General features: G+C 70.4%; 20 protein-coding genes. 9 read left to right on the top strand and 11 right to left on the bottom strand.

Translation table 11 applies throughout. The features are described 5' to 3' along the window. The first annotated feature begins 74 nt into the window (after nt 1-74). Complete coding sequence (locus CFI00_RS20755) at nt 75-437, top strand: hypothetical protein (RefSeq protein WP_207082853.1); 363 nt, start codon at nt 75-77, stop codon at nt 435-437. Between the two features lie 609 nt (nt 438-1,046). Beyond that, nucleotides 1,047-1,283 carry a hypothetical protein gene (locus CFI00_RS20750; protein WP_207082852.1) on the top strand — a complete coding sequence of 79 codons (237 nt, stop codon included), beginning with the start codon at nt 1,047-1,049 and terminating at the stop codon, nt 1,281-1,283. A gap of 123 nt (nt 1,284-1,406) precedes the next feature. Here the strand turns inward: CFI00_RS20750 and cysN are convergent, their stop codons facing one another. Next, nucleotides 1,407-2,708, bottom strand: a complete 1,302-nt coding sequence (gene cysN / locus CFI00_RS20745; RefSeq protein WP_242532541.1) for a sulfate adenylyltransferase subunit CysN — start codon at nt 2,706-2,708, stop codon at nt 1,407-1,409. Then, the gene (locus CFI00_RS20740; RefSeq protein WP_207082851.1) at nt 2,708-2,953 is read right to left on the bottom strand and encodes a hypothetical protein; all 246 of its coding nucleotides are present in this window, start codon (nt 2,951-2,953) and stop codon (nt 2,708-2,710) included. Before CFI00_RS20740 ends, cysN begins: the two co-directional genes overlap by 1 nt. Nucleotides 2,954-3,009: 56 nt before the next feature. On the opposite strand from CFI00_RS20740, the gene CFI00_RS20735 reads away from it, so the two are divergent. Continuing rightward, nucleotides 3,010-3,399, top strand: coding sequence for a 3-keto-5-aminohexanoate cleavage protein (locus CFI00_RS20735; protein WP_347401904.1), 390 nt, complete (start codon nt 3,010-3,012; stop codon nt 3,397-3,399). Between the two features lie 10 nt (nt 3,400-3,409). On the opposite strand, the gene CFI00_RS20730 is transcribed toward CFI00_RS20735, so the two are convergent. The 3 genes from CFI00_RS20730 to cysC are packed head-to-tail and all read right to left on the bottom strand — an operon-like array spanning nt 3,410 to nt 6,133. Further along, nucleotides 3,410-4,417, bottom strand: a complete 1,008-nt coding sequence (locus CFI00_RS20730) for a sulfite exporter TauE/SafE family protein (RefSeq protein ID WP_242532540.1) — start codon at nt 4,415-4,417, stop codon at nt 3,410-3,412. Beyond that, nucleotides 4,417-4,959, bottom strand: a complete 543-nt coding sequence (locus CFI00_RS23755) for a hypothetical protein (protein WP_242532539.1) — start codon at nt 4,957-4,959, stop codon at nt 4,417-4,419. The genes CFI00_RS20730 and CFI00_RS23755 overlap by 1 nt, the downstream gene beginning before the upstream one ends. Beyond that, entirely contained in the window at nt 4,952-6,133 is a 1,182-nt protein-coding gene (cysC, locus tag CFI00_RS20725) for an adenylyl-sulfate kinase (RefSeq protein ID WP_242532538.1), read from the bottom strand. The genes CFI00_RS23755 and cysC overlap by 8 nt, the downstream gene beginning before the upstream one ends. Before the next feature lie 55 nt (nt 6,134-6,188). On the opposite strand from cysC, the gene CFI00_RS20720 reads away from it, so the two are divergent. The 4 genes from CFI00_RS20720 (at nt 6,189) to CFI00_RS20705 (ending at nt 8,839) form a co-directional block, all read left to right on the top strand. Continuing rightward, nucleotides 6,189-7,175 carry an asparaginase gene (locus CFI00_RS20720; protein ID WP_207082849.1) on the top strand — a complete coding sequence of 329 codons (987 nt, stop codon included), beginning with the start codon at nt 6,189-6,191 and terminating at the stop codon, nt 7,173-7,175. Nucleotides 7,176-7,268: 93 nt separating this feature from the next. Next, nucleotides 7,269-7,673, top strand: a complete 405-nt coding sequence (locus tag CFI00_RS20715) for a helix-turn-helix transcriptional regulator (protein ID WP_242532537.1) — start codon at nt 7,269-7,271, stop codon at nt 7,671-7,673. Between the two features lie 49 nt (nt 7,674-7,722). Then, on the top strand, nt 7,723-8,445 hold the full coding sequence (locus CFI00_RS20710) for a hypothetical protein (RefSeq protein ID WP_207082848.1): 723 nt from the start codon (nt 7,723-7,725) through the stop codon (nt 8,443-8,445). A gap of 100 nt (nt 8,446-8,545) precedes the next feature. Then, a complete protein-coding gene (locus CFI00_RS20705) occupies nt 8,546-8,839 on the top strand; it encodes a DUF2516 family protein (RefSeq protein WP_207082847.1) in 294 nt (97 codons plus the stop codon). 4 nt (nt 8,840-8,843) lie between these two features. On the opposite strand, the gene CFI00_RS20700 is transcribed toward CFI00_RS20705, so the two are convergent. From CFI00_RS20700 to CFI00_RS20685, 4 genes are all read right to left on the bottom strand, one after another. Further along, nucleotides 8,844-10,265: a sugar nucleotide-binding protein gene (locus CFI00_RS20700; protein WP_207082846.1), complete on the bottom strand. Its 1,422-nt coding sequence runs from the start codon at nt 10,263-10,265 to the stop codon at nt 8,844-8,846. Then, nucleotides 10,262-11,260: a dTDP-glucose 4,6-dehydratase gene (rfbB, locus tag CFI00_RS20695; RefSeq protein WP_207082845.1), complete on the bottom strand. Its 999-nt coding sequence runs from the start codon at nt 11,258-11,260 to the stop codon at nt 10,262-10,264. Before rfbB ends, CFI00_RS20700 begins: the two co-directional genes overlap by 4 nt. 10 nt (nt 11,261-11,270) lie before the next feature. Beyond that, entirely contained in the window at nt 11,271-13,154 is a 1,884-nt protein-coding gene (locus CFI00_RS20690) for a DUF4012 domain-containing protein (RefSeq protein ID WP_207082844.1), read from the bottom strand. Nucleotides 13,155-13,223: 69 nt separating this feature from the next. Then, entirely contained in the window at nt 13,224-15,116 is a 1,893-nt protein-coding gene (locus CFI00_RS20685; RefSeq protein WP_207082843.1) for a DUF4012 domain-containing protein, read from the bottom strand. 54 nt (nt 15,117-15,170) lie between these two features. On the opposite strand from CFI00_RS20685, the gene rfbA reads away from it, so the two are divergent. Then, on the top strand, nt 15,171-16,037 hold the full coding sequence (gene rfbA / locus CFI00_RS20680) for a glucose-1-phosphate thymidylyltransferase RfbA (RefSeq protein ID WP_207082842.1): 867 nt from the start codon (nt 15,171-15,173) through the stop codon (nt 16,035-16,037). A gap of 174 nt (nt 16,038-16,211) precedes the next feature. Here rfbA and CFI00_RS20675 read toward each other — a convergent pair whose 3' ends face one another. Both CFI00_RS20675 and gmd read right to left on the bottom strand, forming a co-directional pair. Then, entirely contained in the window at nt 16,212-17,147 is a 936-nt protein-coding gene (locus CFI00_RS20675; RefSeq protein WP_242532536.1) for a GDP-mannose 4,6-dehydratase, read from the bottom strand. Next, nucleotides 17,144-18,124 carry a GDP-mannose 4,6-dehydratase gene (gene gmd / locus CFI00_RS20670; protein WP_207082841.1) on the bottom strand — a complete coding sequence of 327 codons (981 nt, stop codon included), beginning with the start codon at nt 18,122-18,124 and terminating at the stop codon, nt 17,144-17,146. The genes CFI00_RS20675 and gmd overlap by 4 nt, the downstream gene beginning before the upstream one ends. 41 nt (nt 18,125-18,165) lie before the next feature. Here gmd and galE point away from each other — a divergent pair, with 41 nt between their 5' ends. Next, nucleotides 18,166-19,179, top strand: a complete 1,014-nt coding sequence (gene galE, locus CFI00_RS20665) for a UDP-glucose 4-epimerase GalE (protein WP_207082840.1) — start codon at nt 18,166-18,168, stop codon at nt 19,177-19,179.

The following is a 19,179-nucleotide window of genomic DNA, read 5'->3' as shown; positions in this document are numbered from 1 at the left end:
GAGCTCTATACTTTTACCGGATAGCGCGATGGCTCCATCTCAGAGGGCTTCGGCGGAGCGCCACAACGATCACCGTGTTCGGTCGAATCGTCACCGGCGCGTGGGTTCCCCCTTCCGCAGTGATCGGCAAGAACACGACGCTCGGTTACGGGGGAAGCGGGGTGGTGATTCATCACGCGGCTGTGATTGGCGACAACTGCATCATTTGTCCGGGCGTACTGGTGGGGGGGCGGGGATCCCGCACAGATCAACCATCACGCGAGGTTGGGCTGGTGGCACCGGTAGTTGGCAACAACGTCAACCTCTGGCAGGGCTCGAAGGTCCTCGGCGGCATCAGAGTCGGGGACGGCGCCGACATCGGCGTGAATGCGGTAGTCATTCATGATGTTCCGGCGGGACGTCGCGTCGTCGCCGCCTTGGGTCGCCATCTCGACTAAGTCCACGACACCGACGATGGCCAACGTCCTCGCCGGGCCGTTCAAAGGCTAGTCAAGCGTGTTCACCGACTAGAGAAACCTCGCCTTCATCAACAGGGTGCACAAATGCTCGACCAGGTGATCCGTCCGGTCGGACGTCCGTTCGCGAGCCAGTTGCCACCTCGGCGGACTGCTGTGGTGATCGCGGCGACGCAGCTTGCCAACCCGCACTAGGTCGACCTGGGCGTCGGGGCTCGGGTCGGCATCTTGGGCGGTGCTGCCGTCGGCATGTTGGCGGCGCGGGACTCGCGCCAGTCGGCGGGACCGACGCGTGGAGTCGGCTGTGGTCGGTGCCCTGAGCGGCGACCGCCGTCGCAATTGCCGGGACCGCCGCGGGTTGTTTCTCGACGGGGGGCTCGCGTTGAAACAGATCGTGCTCATGGTCGGTGCGCTCGCGGCCGGCCCCGCGATGGACAATCCCTCGACACTGACTGGCGATCGGGCTCCCGGGCTCCGCATCTGGACGGTCGCCCTCGCTTGTGTGATCCCCGGCCAGACACAGCGGCTGCGGCCCCGCGAGGTGGCGATGCCGCTGGGTGCCCTCGGATGGTCTTCGGGGCATCGGCGACCATGACGTACGACGCCGGCATTGCGCTCGCGCTGCTCACCGTGACCGGCGTCGTGTTCGTAGCCGTGCTTGCCCGGGCGCTGCCCATGTTCGGCGTGGGCGCCATCGGGATACTCATGATCGTGCCGCGCGCGGTCAACGAGTGGTTCCCCGGCGAGCTGACGGCGCCGTTCGTGCTGCTCGGCCTCGGGGGTGGGTTGGTCGCGCTCGCGGTGTGGATCGCGCGCAGCCGGAAGTGAGACGCCAGAGGCCCCGACCGGTGGTCGGGGCCTCTCGTCAGCGTGGGTTTCGAGAGAGACGCTGCGCGCCTTCCTCAACCAGCGGTGGGTCGGCTGCGCGCCCTCCTCAACCAGCGGCGTGTGTCAGCTGCCGCTGTTGATCATGCCGGCACCGACGGTGACACCGGTCGCCTCGTCGATCAGGATGAACGAGCCCGTGGTGCGGTTCTTCGAGTAGGGGTCGCACAGCAGCGGCACCGTGGTGCGCAGCTGGACGCGGCCGATCTCGTTGAGGCCGAGCTCCTTGGTGTCCTGGTCACGGTGCAGGGAGTTCACGTCCAGGCGGTACTGGATGTCCTTGACCATCGCGCGGCCCGTTCGGGTGGTGTGCTTGATGGCCAGCTTCTGCCGCGGCTTGAGCGGCTCGTTGGTCATCCAGCAGATCATCGCGTCGATGTCCTGGCTGGGCTTGGGCGCGTTCTTCGGACGGGCGATCATGTCGCCGCGCGAGACGTCGACGTCGTCCTCGAGGTGCACCGTGACGCTCATGGGCGGGAAGGCCTCGGCGACCTCCTGGTCGAAGAGCTCGACCTTGGCGATCTTCGACGGCATGCCGCTGGGGAGCACGACGATCTCGTCGCCCTTCTTCAGCACGCCGCCGGCCACCTGACCGGCGTAGCCACGGAAGTCGTGGTAGGCGTCGGACTTGGGTCGGATGACGTACTGCACGGGGAAGCGGGTGTCCACGAGGTCGCGGTCGGAGGCGACGTGGACGTGCTCGAGGTGGTGCATGAGGGTGGGACCGGAGTACCACGGGGTGTTCTCGGAGCGGTTGACGACGTTGTCGCCCTGCAGCGCCGAGATCGGGATGACCTCGAGGTCGGGGATGTTGAGCTTCGTCGCGAACTGCGTGAACTCCTTGTGGATCTTCTCGTAGACCTCCTGCGACCAGTCGACGAGGTCCATCTTGTTGATCGCGAGCACCAGGTGCGGGACGCGGAGCAGCGACAGCAGCACCGCGTGGCGGCGCGACTGCTCGGTGAGGCCCTGGCGGGCGTCGACCAGCACGAGGCCGAGGTCGGCGGTCGAGGCGCCGGTGACCATGTTGCGGGTGTACTGGATGTGGCCGGGGGTGTCGGCGATGATGAACTTGCGCGTGGGCGTGGCGAAGTAGCGGTAGGCCACGTCGATGGTGATGCCCTGCTCGCGCTCGGAGCGCAGGCCGTCGGTCAGCAGCGCCAGGTCGGTGTAGTCGTAGCCCTTGGACTGGCTGGTCGACTCCACCGCCTCGAGCTGGTCCTCGAAGATCGACTTGGAGTCGAGGAGCAGGCGCCCGATGAGGGTGGACTTGCCGTCGTCGACCGAGCCGGCGGTCGCGAAGCGGAGCAGGTCCATCTCGCCCTGGGCCATGGTGTGGGAGTCAGAGGTCTGGGGGGTGCTGGCCATCAGAAGTAGCCTTCCTTCTTGCGGTCTTCCATGGCGGCCTCGGAGAACCGGTCGTCGCCACGGGTGGCACCACGCTCGGTCACTCGCGCGATGGCGATCTCGTCGATGATGGCTGCGGTGTCGGTGGCCACCGACTCGACGCAGCCGGTCTGGGTGCGGTCACCCACGGTGCGGAAGCGCACCATCTTCTTCTCGACCTGCTCGTTGCCCTTGGGCTGGATCTCCGGGCCGAGCGAGAGCAGCATGCCGTCGCGCTCGATGACCTCGCGCTCGTGGGCGAAGTAGATCGACGGGAACCTCGATCTGCTCGCGGGACCGGCCCGGCGACGAGCCGCTGCCGGGGCGGCGCAAGAAGTTCCCCTTCCGGCTCAACGGCCACGTCGGCACCGAGGGCACGTACGCCTTCACCTACGGCTTCGCCGCCGCGCGCATCAAGACGCAGGCGGCGCCCGGGCAGCACTCCGCCTTCTGGATGCAGGCAGTCGGCGGCCAGCAGCTCGCGGTCGGGATGGCCTCGCTGTCCATGGGCGGGCACCTGCGCGTCGGCATGGAGGACGTGCTCACCATCAGCCGCGGCGTGCCCGTGGAGTCCAACGCCCAGCTCGTCGCACGCGCGGTCGACCTGGGACGGATCGCGCAGCGTACGCCGATGACGCCCGCCCAGTGCCGCGAGCTGCTGGGGCTGTCCTGAGGAGTGCTCCTCAGGCGTCGTCGACCTTCTTCATCCCCACGAGCCCGGGGCGATAGCTCGGGTCCTCGAGCTGGGCGATGGTGGGGGAGCCGAACATCGGCAGGCCCTGCTGCTTGCGCAGGAAGCCCCACACGATCGGGAGCACCAGCAGCACCGCCAGGCCGACGCCGGCGATGAGCATCGGGTGGGTCTCCTCCACACCGAGCGGGGCCCAGCCGGACTTGTCGAGCAGTGCGACACCGCTCATGGTCAGCACGACCACGATGCCGCGACGGATGAAGGACTGCGGGACGCGGGGGGCGAGGACCGATCCCAGGATCGTGCCGGGCACCGAGCCGATGACCAGGGGGATGAGGATCTCCCAGTCAATGCCGTGCAGCGCGATGTTGGAGATGGCCGCGGCCAGCACCAGCGGCACGGCCTGCACGAGGTCCGTGCCGACGAGCTTCACCGCGGAGAGACCGGGGTAGAGCATCAGCAGCGCGATCATGATGACCGAGCCCGAGCCGACGCTCGTGACGCCGACGAGGAGGCCGCCGAGCATGCCGACCAGCAGGGTCGGGACGACGCGGATCGCGGGATCGTCGTCGGTGACGTGGGTGCCGGAGCGCACGCGGAGCAGGTTGACGTAGAGGCGCAGGGCGTACGTCGCTGCGGCGAGGAGCAGCGCGAAACCGATGCAGATCACCAGGACGTAGTTGAGCTGGTCGACGTCGTCGGTGAACCACGCCACGAGGTGGGGCCCCAGCAGGGCCATCGGGATCGAGCCGATCATCAGCCACTTGGCCAGCTGGATGTTGGGCGAGCCCTCGCGCTGGTGCACGATCGCGCCGCCGGTCTTGTAGATCGCAGCCGCGGTGAGGTCGGCGGTGACCACGACTGCGGGGGAGCCGACGCCGAGGAACAGCAGCGCCGGCGTCATCAGGGCGCCTCCGCCCATGCCGGTGAGGCCGACGACGATGCCGACGAAGAACCCGGCGGCGAGGATCGAGAAGAAGGCGGCGGTGATCCAGTCCATCAGCGCGTCTCCTCCGACGGGGCACGGCCGGTCAGGCGCGGCACGATCACGCTCAGCATGGCAGTGATTGTGCCGGTTGCCTGCTGGGCGGCTGCCTTCCCGCGCCGGTAGGGGTCGGCGACGTCGTGCTCGGGGGCCGACGGCGTACGCCGCTGGCCGGCCGCGGCCACCAGCTCGTGGCCGCTCAGGTCGGGCAGGTCCGCGACGGTGGCCTCGAACTGCCCCAGCGTGAAGACCTTGCGGTGCAGCTGCGGGAAGTCGTCGAGGATGTGCTGGCGGTGCACCGACTCGGCGGTCAGCACCAGGTCGGCGTCGTCGAGCAGGGCCGGGGTGAGGTGGCGGCTGCGGAACCCGCGCGCCATCCCCTCGGGCAGCAGCGCGCTCATCTCGGAGTTCATCCGGTGCCCGTCGCGGGCGTGGGTGCCGAGGCTGCTGAAGACGATGTCGGCATCGCCGGCGAGGTCACGGGCGATGAGCTCCATCGCGGGCGAGCGGCAGATGTTGGCGGTGCACACGAAGAGCACCCGCAGCGGCTCAGCCATGCGGGGTCTCGAGGTGGAGGTAGCCGGCCTCATCGAGGGCGACGAGGACGTCGCCCAGCGCGTCCTCGATGGTGCGTCCGGTCGTGTCGACGCGGACGGCGGGGTCGACCGGCTCCTCGTAGGGCGAGGAGATGCCGGTGAACTCGGGGATCTCGCCGGCGCGTGCCTTGGCGTAGAGGCCCTTGCGGTCACGGCGCTCGCACTCCTCCAGCGGCGTGGCGACGTGGACCAGGAAGAAGGCGCCACCGGCGGCCTCGACCATGTCCTGCACCTGCTCCCGGGTCTCGGCGAAGGGCGCGATCGGCGAGCAGACGGCGACGCCGCCGTGGCGGGCGATCTCGGCGGCGACCCAGCCGATGCGGCGGATGTTGGTCTCCCGGTCGGCCTTGGAGAAGGTCAGGCCTGCGGACAGGTGGCGGCGTACGACGTCACCGTCGAGGCTGGTGACCGAGCGGCCGCCCTGCTCGAGCAGGAGGTCCATGAGGGCGCGGGCGAGCGTGGACTTGCCGCTGCCCGAGAGCCCGGTGAAGAAGAGCACGAGGCCCTGCTCCTCGGGATCGGGCCGGTCCTCGTCGGCGATCGCGGCGATGGCGGCGGGGAGGGGGGAGCCGGAGGCGCCGGCCAGCCCGTGGACCGGGTCGCCCGCGGCGTAGTTGCCGACGACCCTCACGCCCAGCTCGTGGTCGACGTCCGCGTCGCCGTGGGACGGCAGCGGCACCGCGACCACGCTCGCGCCGCCGAGCAGGTCGGCCGCGGCCAGCGTCGCGCGGACCAGCGCGACCGGGGACAGCGACGCGGTGCCGGTGCCGGTCAGGGCGAGCAGGACCACGCGGCCCAGGCCGCGCAGCTCGGCGAGCTCGGCGTCGGAGAGCGCGTCGGTGACCGGCACGAAGGTGGCGCCGGCGTGCTGCTCGCGGACCTGGGCGGGCGTGAGGTGGAGCCGGCGGAAGGGGCCGTACTGCGCGTGGGTGAGGGGCTCCAGCGAGCCGTCCGCGCCGACCCGCGCCAGGGGAAGGCCCTCGGGGTCGACGAGCTCGGCCTCGGTGGCGCCCTCGGGCAGCGCGAGCGTCACCGCGCTGCCGGGTTCGTTGAAGCGGGTCGACGGTGCGTAGGCGCCGGAGACGAGGAGCTCCAGGTCGTCGAGCTCGGTCGGCGTGGGGCAGTGCTGGATCACCCGCGCATCCTCTCACTGTGCAGGTGGGCCGACCGCGGTGAGTAGCCTGCGGACCATGTCGACTGCTGCCCCCACCACGCCCCGGACCGGCCTGCCGGTCGTCGCCGAGATCGTCCGCTCCGGCTTCGTCGAGGGTCACCACTACGGATCGATCGTCGCGCTCGCCGCCGACGGGTCGGTCGACTGGTCCGTCGGCGAGGTCACCGTGCCGGTGCTGCCGCGCTCGAGCAACAAGCCGGTGCAGGCGCTCGCGATGGTCGAGCTCGGCCTCGACCTCCCGCCGGACCTGCTGGCCCTGGCCTGCGCGTCGCACTCGGGGGAGTCCTTCCACGTCGAGGGCGTACGCCGCACCCTGGCCTCGGCGGGCCTCGACGAGTCGGCCCTGCAGACGCCGCTCGACTACCCGCTCGACGACGCCGCCCGCGAGCTGGTGATCCGCGAGGGCGGGACCCGGTCGTCGATCCTGATGAACTGCTCGGGCAAGCACGCGGCGATGCTCGCCACCTGCGTGCTGAAGGGGTGGGACACCGCGACCTACCTGCACGCCGACCACCCGCTCCAGGTCGCGATCGCCGAGACGTTCGCCCGGGTGACGGGCGAGCCCGTCGACACCGTCGCCGTCGACGGCTGCGGAGCCCCGCTGCTGTCCACCTCGCTCGTGGGCCTGGCGCGCGCCTTCGCGACCCTCGCCACGGCGACCGACGGGCCCGAGCGGACCGTGGCCGAGGCGATCCGCCGCCACCCCGACCACGTCAGCGGCACGACCCGCGACGAGCTCGCGCTGCACCGCGCGATCCCCGGCCTGATCGGCAAGGCCGGTGCCGAGTCCTGCTACGCCGTCGCGCTGCCCGACGGCCGTGCCTGGGCACTGAAGACCGACGACGGGGCTCCCCGTGTGCGCCCCGTGCTGATGGCCGAGGCGCTGCGGCGCTCGGGGGTGCTGGAGGAGGACGGCGTCGACGCGGCCGCGGTCGAGGCCATCGGACGCCACGAGCTCTTGGGTGGCGGCGTACCCGTCGGGGTGATCCGCGCTGCCTTCTAGCTAGCGCTGAACGTGCGTAAAATCTGGCAGTTGTGAGCGCAGTCACCCCTGCCAGGACTTGGTTTTGCTAACTGGTGTTAGCACAATGGAGACATGGCCAAGGACAAGAGCACCAAGACGAGCATGGCTGTCGTCGGCTCGCTGGGCTCGCTGGGTGACTACCTCAAGGAGCAGCGCCTGGCCGCCCAGCTCTCGCTGCGGCAGCTCGCCGACCAGGTCGGCGTCAGCAACCCCTACCTCAGCCAGATCGAGCGGGGCCTGCGCAAGCCCTCGGCCGAGGTGCTGCAGCAGCTGGCCCGCGCACTGCGGGTCTCTGCCGAGCAGCTCTACGTCCGCGCGGGCATCGTCCACCCCGACCCCGGCCAGGCCGGCTCCGTCGAGCTGGCGATCCTCGCCGACCCCGGGCTCACCGAGCGGCAGAAGCACTCGCTGCTCGACGTCTACGCGTCGTTCCTCGCACTGAACGAGCGCGACGTCCCCGAAGCCATCCAGGACTGAAACCCGACCCGACCACCCGGGTCGGGACATCCACCAGAAGGAGAAGGACATGGCCACCGCCAAGTTCGACATCAAGACCGAAGCCCTCAAGCCCGTCCTCGCCGGTGTCGGCGTGACCGACCTCGCCGTCGAGGCCGTCCGCGAGGCCGTCGCCGACGTGCAGAAGCGCGTCTCCGCCGTGCAGAAGGACGTCACCACCCGTGTGAACGACGTCCAGAAGACCGCGACCGACCCGAAGGCGCTGCGCAAGCAGGCCCAGGCCCGCCGCGCCGCCGTCGAGGCCCGCGTCGCCGAGCTCCAGGCCGAGGCCAAGGCCTACCCCGCCAAGGTCACCACCCAGGTCTCCACGCTGGTCGACGAGAACGTCGCGGCCGCCAACGCCACCTACACCGAGCTGGTCAAGCGCGGCGAGTCCCTCGTGGGCCGCATCCGCCGCCAGGAGTCGACCAAGGCGACGGTGAAGTCCGCCAGGACCACCGCCACCAAGGCCAAGACCACCGCGACCCAGGCCAAGAAGGCCGCCGAGGCGAACGTCGAGGCCGCCGACAAGACCGCCGCGACCAAGGTCGCCCCCAAGCCGAAGCCGACCGCCAAGAAGGCGACCCAGAAGGCTGCCGGCAAGAAGGCCGCCGCCACCACCGCGCGCAAGACCGCCGCCAAGAAGACGGCCACCGCGCAGAGCAGCGCCAAGGCCACCGCGACCGCCGCCAGCAAGACCGCGACCACCGCGGTCAAGGCCGTCGCCGACGCCGCCGAGAAGGTCGGCGACTGAAGAGCACCCGCCGATGAGCAGCAGCTGATGCTGTTCTGACACGCACGAGGCCCCCGTCCGAGAGGACGGGGGCCTTCTGCGTTCGCCTACTCTTGTCCCCGTGACCATCTACGCGTTCCAGAGCACCCTCATGCTGGTCGTGCTCGTCGTGCTGCTCGCGGTCAAGGGATTCGCCTTCATCAACTCCCTCACCTACTCCGCCGAGGCCTACGAGGCCGCCGGCAAGCTCACCAAGCAGGCGTGGTGCGCGATCACCGGTCTCGGCTTCGTGGCGCAGCTGATCCTCATCGGCTCCTCGCCGCTGGGGATCATCCACCTGGTCTTCACGATCGCGTCGCTGGTCTACCTCGCCGACGTACGCCCCGCGCTGGCCGAGGTCACCTCGCGCCGCTGATCGCTCAGCGGGCGAGGTAGCGGTCGAGCGCGACCAGGGCGTCCTCCGGCTCGAACCCGGTGGCCCGGATCTTCGCCAGCGACATCGCGGAGTTGAGCGGGCGCGGGGCGAACGGGTTGCCCTGCGCCAGCACGCCCTCGGCGTACGCCTCCGTGGTGGTGCCGGAGACGTCGTCGGCGCTGCGCCCGGAGCGCTCGAAGACGGCCTGCGCGATCTCGCGCCACGACATCGCGGGCCCGCCGTTGGACAGGTTGTAGGTGCCGAAGTCGGCGCCGCTGTCGAGCAGGTGGGCGGTGGCGCGCACGAGCTCCTCGGTGAAGGTGAGGCGGCCGACCTGGTCCTCGACCACGCTGGGCGAGACGCCCTTCTCCGCCAGCGACTGCATGGTGCGCACGAAGTTCTTGCCCTCGCCGATCACCCAGGAGGTGCGGAACAGGTAGTGGCGCGGGGCCAGGCCCACGGCGAGGTCGCCGGCGGCCTTGGACTGGGCGTAGACGCCGAGTGGGGACAGCGGCTCGTCCTCGGTGTGGCCGGGGTCGAGGGGTGCGGTGCCGTCGAAGACGTACTCCGAGGAGTAGTGCACCAGGGTGAAGCGGTGCTCGCGCGCCAGCCGGGCGAGCGTGGCCGGACCGGAGGCGTTGGCGGCCCACGCGGTCACCCGCCCCTCGGCGGTCTCGGCCGTGTCGACGGCGGTGTACGCCGCTGCGTTGAGCACGACGGCGTACTCGTGCCACGGCCAGGCGGCGACGGCCTCGCTGTCGGTCAGGTCGAGCGCGGTGACGCCCTCGCCTGCGAACAGGTCGACGCGGTCCGCGCCGGGGTGGGCGGCGTGCAGCGCACGGCCGAGCTGGCCGAGCGCCCCGACGATGAGCGTCTTCCTGGGTGCCATCGCCGTGCCCGGGTCGAGCGCCGGGGCGTTCTGGTCCTTCTCGCTGATGATCGCCTCCGACAGGGGGATCGGCCAGTCGATCGCCGCGGAGGGGTCGCCCAGGGCGAGCGCGGGGTAGGTCACGCCGGGACGCCAGTGGTCGTTGACGAGGTAGGTGTAGGCCGTCGCGTCCTCGAGCACCTGGTAGCTGTTGCCGACGCCGCGGGGGACGAAGACCGCCACCGAGGTGTCCATCTCGAGGGTGAAGGTCGTGCCGAAGGTCTCGCCCTCACGCATGTCGACCCACGCGCCGAAGATCCGGCCGGTCGCCAGCGAGATGAACTTGTCCCACGGCTCGGTGTGGATGCCGCGCGTGACGCCGCGGTCGGAGTTGAAGGAGACGTTGTTCTGGACCGGGCCGAAGTCGGGCAGGCCGATGGCCAGCATCTTCTCCCGCTGCCAGTTCTCCTTGAAGAACCCGCGGTCGTCGTCGCGGCGGTCGAGGCGTACGACGACGAGGCCCGGGATCGGGGTCGTCTCCAGGGCGGGAAGGCTCACTGGCCCTTCTCCGCGTACTTCGCCTCGGTCGCGTCCTTGTGCGGGCGCCACCAGTCCTCGTGGGTCTGGTACCACTCGATGGTGTTGGCCAGCCCGGACTCGAAGTCCTGGAACTGCGGCGACCAGCCGAGCTCCTGGCGCAGCTTGCCCGACTCGATGGCATAGCGCATGTCGTGCCCGGCGCGGTCGTTGACGTGGTCGAAGCCGTCGGCGTCCTTGCCCATCAGCGTCAGGATGAGGCGGACGACCTCGAGGTTGTTTTTCTCCCCGTCGGCGCCGATGAGGTAGGTCTCGCCGATGCGGCCCTTCTCCAGGATCGTGAGCACGGCCGAGGAGTGGTCGTCGGCGTGGATCCAGTCGCGCACGTTCTCGCCAGAGCCGTAGAGCTTGGGGCGGACGCCGTCGATGACGTTGGTGATCTGGCGCGGGATGAACTTCTCGATGTGCTGCCAGGGGCCGTAGTTGTTCGAGCAGTTGGACACCGTCGCGCGGACGCCGAAGCTGCGCACCCAGGCGCGGACGAGGTGGTCCGAGCCCGCCTTCGAGGCGGAGTAGGGCGAGGACGGGTTGTAGGGGGTGTCCTCGGTGAAGCGCTTGGGGTCGTCGAGCTCGAGGTCGCCGTAGACCTCGTCGGTCGAGACGTGGTGCAGGCGCTTGTCGTGCTTCCGCACCGCCTCGAGGATCGTGTAGGTGCCGAGGATGTTGGTGCGGATGAACGGGCTCGGGTCGTTGAGCGAGTTGTCGTTGTGGGACTCCGCGGCGTAGTGGACGACCGCGTCGTGGGCCGCGACCAGCGGGTCGACGACGTCCTCTTCGGCGATGTCGCCGACCACCAGCTGCACCCGGTCCTCGGGCAGCCCGGCCAGCGACTCCTTGCTGGCCGCATAGGTCAGCTTGTCGAGGACGGTGATGCGCAGGTCGGTGTGGTCGACGAGGTGGTGCACGAAGTTCGACCCGATGAACCCCGCGCCCCCGGTCACGAGAAGGCGTTCCATGGCGGGGAGTCTAGGGGCGAGCGATGACTTCGAAGACTTCCGTGGTCTCGAGCGCGTCCGTGCGGTACGTCACGCCCCGGGGGCCGGAGGGCGTCCACCCTGCCGGCAGCGCGCCGGGCGCGTAGCCCTGCGGGAACCGCACCCGGACCTCCACGGCCTGCGGGTTCACGATCGCCTGGGGGTCGATCGTGAGGCCGTAGGCGAGGCTGCCGTCTGCCTCGACAGTCGCTGCGGCGGGGACGTCGTACTCGACGACGAGCTCGCGGCGCGCCTGGGGTGCGAACTCCAAGGACTGGCGTTGGAACGTCTGGTCGTAGAAGTTGCCCCGGCGGACCGCGAACGGCTGCCCGTCGATGGTCCCGCCGGTGAACTCGGCACCCTCGGGCAGCATCGTCAGCACGCTGCTGAAGTTCCACCTGGTGAAGTAGCCGAGCTGCGGGTCCACCCCTCCTCGGACGTACGGGGGCGAGTCGTTGTGGATCTGCACAGCGAGCCGCACGTGGGCGCTGCCGTCCTTCCGCACGTCGACCTCGGACCGGACCGCTCGTCGCTGCCAGTAGTCGCTCTTGCTCGGCACCCGGTTCTGGGTGAAGACGCCGATGTAGTCTCGCCGCGCGTCGCCCAGCTCGCCGGTGAGGCCGAGATCGGAGAAGACCGCCTGCTCCTCCGGGGCGCGGAGATAGACCGCGAAGCGGCGTTCGTCGGCCGCCCGGGCCAGGACCTTGGCAGTGTCGAGGGGGTCTCCCGACAGCAGCCGCTCTGAGAACAGCGGCGCGAGCGCGCGGTTGATCTCCTTGCGCTGAGCCGGGTCGTCGTACTCGTCGTAGCTGCCGACCAGCGTCTCCACCAACGTGTCCGGGGTGATCGTCCCGAGCGTCGGCACGTTGATCGGCCCGGTCAGTGCGACGAGGTCGGCGAGGGCGGGCACGTCGATCACCACGACGCCCGCCAGGCGGCGACCACGCAGGCTGCGCCACGCGTTGGCCAGCTCGTTTCCCGAGACCCGCCAGTCGGGGGCCATCGTCGAGGTCAGGACCTTGAGGCGTCCGCGGTGGAACGGGTTGCCCTTGACCTTCTTCCAGTAGATCGCCTGAGCCGTGCCGGGCGCGGTGCTGGTGTCGACGACGTCGCCCATGGACAGCTGGCCCTGGGACAGGTCCATCGTGGTGAAGGTCAGGGGGGTGCCGCCCGAGTAACGCAGCTCCGACGGGTTCAGCAGCGCGACGAGGTACTGGCGGTCGGCCTGGGAGCCGAGCATCAGGGGGAGCTCGGCGAGCAGCGGTTGCGCGGTCGCGAGGCCGTCGACGAGTGGCTGCATCTGCTCGACCACCTCGTTGCGCGCCTCGCCGAGCCGGTCGCCGGCGACCAGCCTGGCCTCCGCCACGTCGTCCAGCTCAGCACTGGCCCGCTTCACCAGCACGTCGACCCGGTCGACGTCGTCGATCACTGTCGCGAGGACCTCCAGGTCCACGTTGCCGTCGTCGACCAGCGTCGACCGGTCGCTGTTCACACGCGAAACCAGGCCGACGCCGACCTCCGCCACGGACGTCAGGTCGTCGAGGGCGTTGCCCAGGCGCCGTACGTCGCGCACCGGTCCACCAGCGACCGGGACCCAGCTCCACACGTGGCCGCCCACACCCTGCACGGCGCCCTGCACCTCGTCAGCGTGGGAGCGGGCACTCGTGATCGCCTGCTCAGCACCTTCCACGTCGCCGGCCTCGAGGGCGGCCTTCGCGGTCTGCAGGTCCGCCCGGGCGGCCTCGGCCGCGGCAGGGGCGTGGCGGAACGGGAGGGCCAGCAGCGCGAGCGCGACGACGACGAGCAGCAGCCCCCCGCCGACCAGCAGGAGACGACCCCGCGTCGAGGACGGAGTGGCACGGCGCAACAGACCCATGTGCGCCATGGTCGCAAAGCCCCCCTCATGCTCCCAAAAGCCCGCCCTCGGCCCGGACGCTCGGGTGGACTACTGCGCCCTGACGCCCGTGATGCTGAAGCTGGGCTGGGTGACCAGTTCGGGGGCGTCGTACGTCGCCCGGCCGGGTCCGGAGCGGGTCCAGCCCTCCGGGAGGTCGGAGACGTCGTAGCCCTCGGGCCACTGCACGCTGACCGACAGCGCCTGCGGATTGACCATGCCCTGCGGCGTGGCGTCCAGGCGGTAGGTGAGCGTGCCGTCGTCGCGCGCGACCGCGGCGGCAGGGACGACGTACTCCAGGACGGCCTCGCGGGTCGCGCGCGGCGGGAGCGTGATGCCGAGCAGCTTGTAGGGGCGTCCGTAGTAGTCGAAGACCTTGGTGCCGACCTCGCGACCGGCGACCACGGCGCGGTCGACCTCGACGCCCTCGGGCAGGAAGACGCCCAGGCGCATGCCGTTCCAGCGGGTGCGGGCCGCGCCGCCGCGCGGGTCGCCGTAGAGCTGGTTGGCGTAGGGCGGGGAGTCGTTGAAGACCGAGATGGTGAGCGTCACTGCCGCCGACCCGTCCTCGCGCAGGCGGACGTCGCTCGTCACCGTGCGGCGCTGCCAGTAGTCGGACTTGCTGCGGTTGGTGTTCTGGTTGAAGACGGCGATGTAGTCGTGGTCGGTGGCGGACAGCTCGCCGGAGAGCCCGACGTCGGTCACCGCCGCCTGCACGTCGGGATCGCGCATCCACATCGCGAAGTGGCGCCCGCGGGCGGAGTCGCGCAGGGACTCGATCTTCTCCAGGCCCTGGCCGGCGCCGAGGATCTGGTCGGCGAAGAGCGGGACCAGCGCGAGGTTCAGCTCGTGGCGGGCCTCGTTGTCGGGGAAGGCGTCGTAGTCGCCGACCATCTTCTGGGTGAAGTTGGAGGAGTCGATGCGCCCGTAGATCGGGACGTCGACAGGTCCGGTGACCCGCAGCAGGTCGGCGAGCGCGACCACGTCGACGGCGATCAGGCCGTCGGTCTCCTCGCCCACGATCCGCTCCCAGCCGCGCAGCAGTTCCTCGCCCGAGACAGACCAGTCGGGGGCGTACGTCGAGGTCGACAGGCGCAGCTTGCCGTTGTGGAACAGGTTGTCCTCCACGCGCTCCCAGCGGCCCACGCGGTAGAGCTCCTCGTCGGTGGTGTCACGCGCCTCGCCGATGGTCAACCGGCCGTCGCTGACGGTCATCGGGGCGAGCGTCAGCGGCGCGCCACCGGAGAAGCGCTGCTCGCTCGGGTTGAGCAGGGCCAGCAGGTAGGTGCGGTCGTCGTCGGCGCCGAACAGGTCGGGTAGCGCCGCAGCGAGCGGCTTGGCCTGTCGGGCGCTGGCGGCCAGGGGGGCCACCACGTCGGCGGCCTCGTCGCGGGCCTCGGACAGCCGGGTGCCGACGCCCAGGGCGGAGTCGTTGACCTCGCGCAGCTCGAGCTGGGCGGTGTCGAGGTGGACGCTCGCCTCGTCGACCGCACCCACCAGCGTCCTGAGGGTCGGCACGTCGACGGAGCGGTCGCCGAAGAGCGTCGCCTGCTCGCCGTTGACGGCCGGCCACGCCTCGACCGCGAGCTCCGCGGCGGCGGTGAGGTGGTCGAGCGCGTTGCCGAGGTGGCGTACGTCCGAGACCGGCTCGCCGACCACGGGCACGAGGCTCCAGACGTCGCCACCGATGCCCTGCATCGCGTCCTGCACCTCGTCGGCGTGGCGCCGAGCGCTGTCGATGCTGGCCTCGGCGGACTCCACGTCGCCGTCGGCGAGCGAGGTGCGCGCGGCCTCGAGGTCGGCGCGGGCGCCCTCGGCGTTGCCGGGCGCCTTCAGGAACGGAATCGCCAGCAGCACCAGGACGACGACGAGCAGGAAGAGGCCGCCGATGACGGTGGCGGGCCGCACCAGCCGTCGGGTGGAGGACGAACGCGGGGACGGCACGCTTCACATGGTGCCGTACGGCAGCGAGCGCCGCGGCCACAATAGGGTGGGCGCATGCGTGGAATCATCCTGGCCGGTGGCACCGGCTCGCGACTGCACCCCATCACCCAGGGCATCAGCAAGCAGCTGGTCCCGGTCTACGACAAGCCGATGATCTACTACCCGCTGTCCACGCTGATGCTCGCCGGCATCCGGGACGTGCTGATCATCACGACCCCCCACGAGGCCGACGGCTTCCACCGCCTGCTCGGGGACGGGTCGCAGTTCGGGATCAACCTGACCTTCGCGGTCCAGCCCTCGCCCGACGGGCTGGCGCAGGCGTTCATCATCGGCGCCGACCACATCGGCGACCAGCGCTCCGCGCTCGTCCTGGGCGACAACATCTTCTACGGCTCCGGTCTCGGTCACCAGCTGCTGCGCTTCTCCGAGCTCGACGGCGCCGCCGTCTTCGGCTACCACGTCGCCGACCCCCGTGCGTACGGCGTGGTGGAGTTCGACGACGAGGGCCGTGCGCTGTCGCTGGAGGAGAAGCCCGAGCACCCCAAGAGCGACTTCGCCGTCCCGGGGCTCTACTTCTACGACAACGACGTGGTGCAGTACGCCGCCGAGCTCGAGCCGTCGGCGCGCGGCGAGCTCGAGATCACCGACCTCAACCGCCGCTACCTCGAGGAGGGGCGCCTCCACGTCGAGGTGCTGCCGCGCGGCACCGCCTGGCTCGACACCGGCACCTTCGACTCGCTCAACGACGCCTCCAACTTCGTGCGCACCATCGAGGGCCGCCAGGGCTTCAAGGTCGGCGCGCCCGAGGAGGTCGCCTGGCGGATGGGCTGGCTCTCCGACGACGAGCTCGTCGAGCGGGCGCAGCCGCTGCGCAAGAGCGGCTACGGGGAGTACTTGCTCGGGTTGCTGCAGCACGGGTGAGGGGGCTCGTCGGTCCCGGGGTCGCGTTCCCCGGGGTCGCGTTCCCCGGGTACCCGGGGAAACTGGAGCCTCCACCCCGAAGTTTCGGGGGCGAAGCTCCAGGTTGGGACGTGAACCTCGGACGTGGCAGGTGTCGAGGCTCGTCGCTGGCGCTCCTCGCACCTCGACCAGCGACTACGTGAGGTCGGCGGCGACCATCCGCGCCACGATCTCCTCGAAGCCGACCGTCGGCGCCCAGCCGAGGACCTCGCGGGCCTTCGACGCATCGCCCACCAGCTCGGTCGGGTCGGCGGGTCGGAAGAACGCCTGGTCCTGGCGCACGAGGTGCTCCCACTCCGCGACGCCGGCTGCCGCGAAGGCGGCGGCGACGAACTCGCGCACGGAGTGGGCGCGCCCGGTCGCGACGACGTAGTCGGACGGTTCGTCGGCCCGCGCGGCGCGCACCATCGCGTCGACGTAGTCGGGCGCCCAGCCCCAGTCGCGACGCGCGTCGAGGTTGCCGAGCACCAGCTCGTCGGCGTCGCCGCGGGCGATCGCGGCCACCGTCGAGGTGATCTTGCGCGTCACGAAGCGCTCGTGGCGGCGCGGTGACTCGTGGTTGTAGAGGATCGCGCTCGACACGTGGAGGCCGCGCTGGCGGAAGACGCGGGCGGAGAGGTGCGCGAAGGCCTTCGCGGCGCCGTACGGGTTGAGCGGCGCGACCGGCGTCGACTCGGTCTGCGGCGACTCGGCCGGCTCGCCGAAGATCTCGGCGCTGGAGGCCTGCACGAGGCGTACGTCGCCCACGAGCCGCGCCGACTCCATCAGCGCGACGGCCGCCTGGCCGTTGACGTGGGCGGTGAGGTCCGGCTCGTCCCACGACTGCGCGACCGAGCTGATCGCGGCGAGGTTGTAGACCTCGGTCGGCGCGACGTCGCGCACCAGCTCGCGGGTCGCCACCAGGTCGCCGAGGTCACCGGTGTGGAGGACGACGTCGTCCGGGCAGTGCGCCGGGGGGCCGTCGGCGGACAGCACGAGGGCGTGCACCTCCATGCCCTCGCCGACGAGGCGCTCCGCGAGGTAGGTGCCGTCCTGGCCGCCGATGCCGGTGATGAGCGCCCGAGCGGTCACCAGCCCGCCTTGACCGCCGCGATGTCGCTGTCGACCATCATCGCGACGAGCTCGGGGAACGACACCGTGGGCGTCCAGCCGAGCTTGTCCTTGGCCTTCGAGGCGTCGCCGATGAGCAGCTCGACCTCGGCGGGACGCATGAAGCGCGGGTCCTGCGTGACGTGCTTGGTCCAGTCGTCGATGCCGACGTGGGCGAAGGCGAGGTCGAGGAAGTCGCGGATCGAGTGCGTCTCGCCGGTGGCGATGACGTAGTCGTCGGCCTCGTCCTGCTGGAGCATGCGCCACATCGCCTCGACGTAGTCGCCGGCGTAGCCCCAGTCGCGCTGCGCGTCGAGGTTGCCCAGCGCCATCGAGTCCTGCTGTCCGAGGTGGATCCGCGCGACGGCCTGGCTGATCTTGCGGGTCACGAACTCGGGCCCGCGGCGCGGCGACTCGTGGTTGAACAGGATGCCCGAGGAGGCGTGCATGCCGTAGGACTCGCGGTAGTTGATGGTCATGTAGTGGCCGTAGACCTTGCTCACGCCGTAGGGCGAGCGGGGCCAGAGCAGGGTGCTCTCCGACTGGGGCACCTCCTGCACCTTGCCGAACATCTCCGAGCTCGAGGCCTGGTAGAAGCGGATCGACGACGGGTCGTCGCCGGCGTGGAGGCGTACGGCCTCGAGCATGTTGAGCACGCCCATGCCGGTCACGTCGCTGGTGACGAACGCGTTCTCCCACGAGTAGGCGACGAAGGAGATCGCGCCGAGGTTGTAGACCTCGTCGGGCTGGGAGTCGCGCATCGCGCGCATCAGGCTGGACAGGTCGGTCAGGTCACCGTTGTGGAGCCGGACGTCGGGGACGACCTTCTCGACCAGCTCGCGACGGGGGTTGTTCTGGCCGCGGATCAGGCCGTGGACCTCGTACCCCTTCTCGAGGAGGAGCTCGGCGAGGTAGAGGCCGTCCTGGCCGGTGATTCCGGTGATGAGAGCGCTGGGCATGCGCACAGTCTGTCAAAGCCTGCTGTCGTTAGGGTGAGCGCATGAAGATCCTCGTCAGCGGAGGCGCCGGCTACATCGGCTCGCACACCGTCATCCAGCTCGTCGCCGCCGGTCACGACGTCGTCATCGTCGACAACTTCAGCAACTCGCACCCGGTGGTGCTGGGTCGGATGGAGTCCCTCACCGGCACCAGCCTGCCGACGCACTCCTTCGACCTGTGCGACCACGACAAGACCGAGCACCTCTTCGCCGCCGAGGACTTCGACGCCGTCATCCACTTCGCCGGCTACAAGGCCGTCGGCGAGAGCGTGGAGAAGCCGCTCGACTACTACGAGAACAACCTCGGCTCGACCTTCTCGCTGGTGCGGGCGATGCAGAAGCACGGCGTGCACAAGCTCGTCTTCTCCTCCAGCGCCACCGTCTACGGCACCGACCAGGCCGGCGCGACCGAGGACCAGCCGACCTTCGCGACCAACCCCTACGGCTGGACCAAGGTGATGCAGGAGCAGATCCTGCGCGACGTCGCCGCTGCGGACCCGGACATGCGCGTCGCGCTGCTGCGCTACTTCAACCCCGTCGGCGCGCACGAGTCCGGCACGATCGGCGAGGACCCCACGGGCAAGCCCAACAACCTGATGCCCTTCATCGCGCAGGTCGCGGTGGGCAAGCGCGAGAAGCTGTCGGTCTTCGGCGACGACTACGACACCGTCGACGGCACCGGCGTGCGCGACTACATCCACGTCGAGGACCTCGCGGCCGGCCACGTGGCCGCGCTCGAGGCGCTCACCACCACGACCGAGAGCGTCAACACCTGGAACCTCGGCTCCGGCCACGGCACCAGCGTGCTCGAGCTGCTGCACGCCTTCGAGCGGGCCGTGGGCCGCGAGCTGCCCTACGAGGTCGTGGCCCGTCGTCCCGGTGACGTGGCGACGTCGTACGCCGACCCGTCCAGGGCCAACGCCGAGCTGGGCTGGCGCACGAAGAAGACGATCGACGAGATGGCCGCCGACGCGTGGCGCTGGCAGGAGCAGAACCCGCGCGGGTTCGCCGGGTGA

Origin of the sequence: Nocardioides sp. S5 (assembly GCF_017310035.1) — a bacterium.
Taxonomy (GTDB): domain Bacteria; phylum Actinomycetota; class Actinomycetes; order Propionibacteriales; family Nocardioidaceae; genus Nocardioides.
The sequence above is the reverse complement of the archived record's forward strand: the minus strand, read 5'-3'. Positions and strand labels throughout refer to the sequence as shown.

Bases quoted from the DNA above. Each gene is read 5' to 3' on its own strand.
- CFI00_RS20750 (WP_207082852.1), top strand. From the start codon at position 1,047: ATGACGTACGACGCCGGCATTGCGCTCGCGCTGCTCACCGTGACCGGC.
- cysN (WP_242532541.1), bottom strand. From the start codon at position 2,708: ATGGCCAGCACCCCCCAGACCTCTGACTCCCACACCATGGCCCAGGGC.
- CFI00_RS20740 (WP_207082851.1), bottom strand. From the start codon at position 2,953: ATGCTGCTCTCGCTCGGCCCGGAGATCCAGCCCAAGGGCAACGAGCAG.
- CFI00_RS20730 (WP_242532540.1), bottom strand. From the start codon at position 4,417: ATGGACTGGATCACCGCCGCCTTCTTCTCGATCCTCGCCGCCGGGTTC.
- CFI00_RS23755 (WP_242532539.1), bottom strand. From the start codon at position 4,959: ATGGCTGAGCCGCTGCGGGTGCTCTTCGTGTGCACCGCCAACATCTGC.
- CFI00_RS20720 (WP_207082849.1), top strand. From the start codon at position 6,189: ATGTCGACTGCTGCCCCCACCACGCCCCGGACCGGCCTGCCGGTCGTC.
- CFI00_RS20715 (WP_242532537.1), top strand. From the start codon at position 7,269: ATGGCCAAGGACAAGAGCACCAAGACGAGCATGGCTGTCGTCGGCTCG.
- CFI00_RS20710 (WP_207082848.1), top strand. From the start codon at position 7,723: ATGGCCACCGCCAAGTTCGACATCAAGACCGAAGCCCTCAAGCCCGTC.
- rfbB (WP_207082845.1), bottom strand. From the start codon at position 11,260: ATGGAACGCCTTCTCGTGACCGGGGGCGCGGGGTTCATCGGGTCGAAC.
- CFI00_RS20690 (WP_207082844.1), bottom strand. From the start codon at position 13,154: ATGGGTCTGTTGCGCCGTGCCACTCCGTCCTCGACGCGGGGTCGTCTC.
- rfbA (WP_207082842.1), top strand. From the start codon at position 15,171: ATGCGTGGAATCATCCTGGCCGGTGGCACCGGCTCGCGACTGCACCCC.
- gmd (WP_207082841.1), bottom strand. From the start codon at position 18,124: ATGCCCAGCGCTCTCATCACCGGAATCACCGGCCAGGACGGCCTCTAC.
- galE (WP_207082840.1), top strand. From the start codon at position 18,166: ATGAAGATCCTCGTCAGCGGAGGCGCCGGCTACATCGGCTCGCACACC.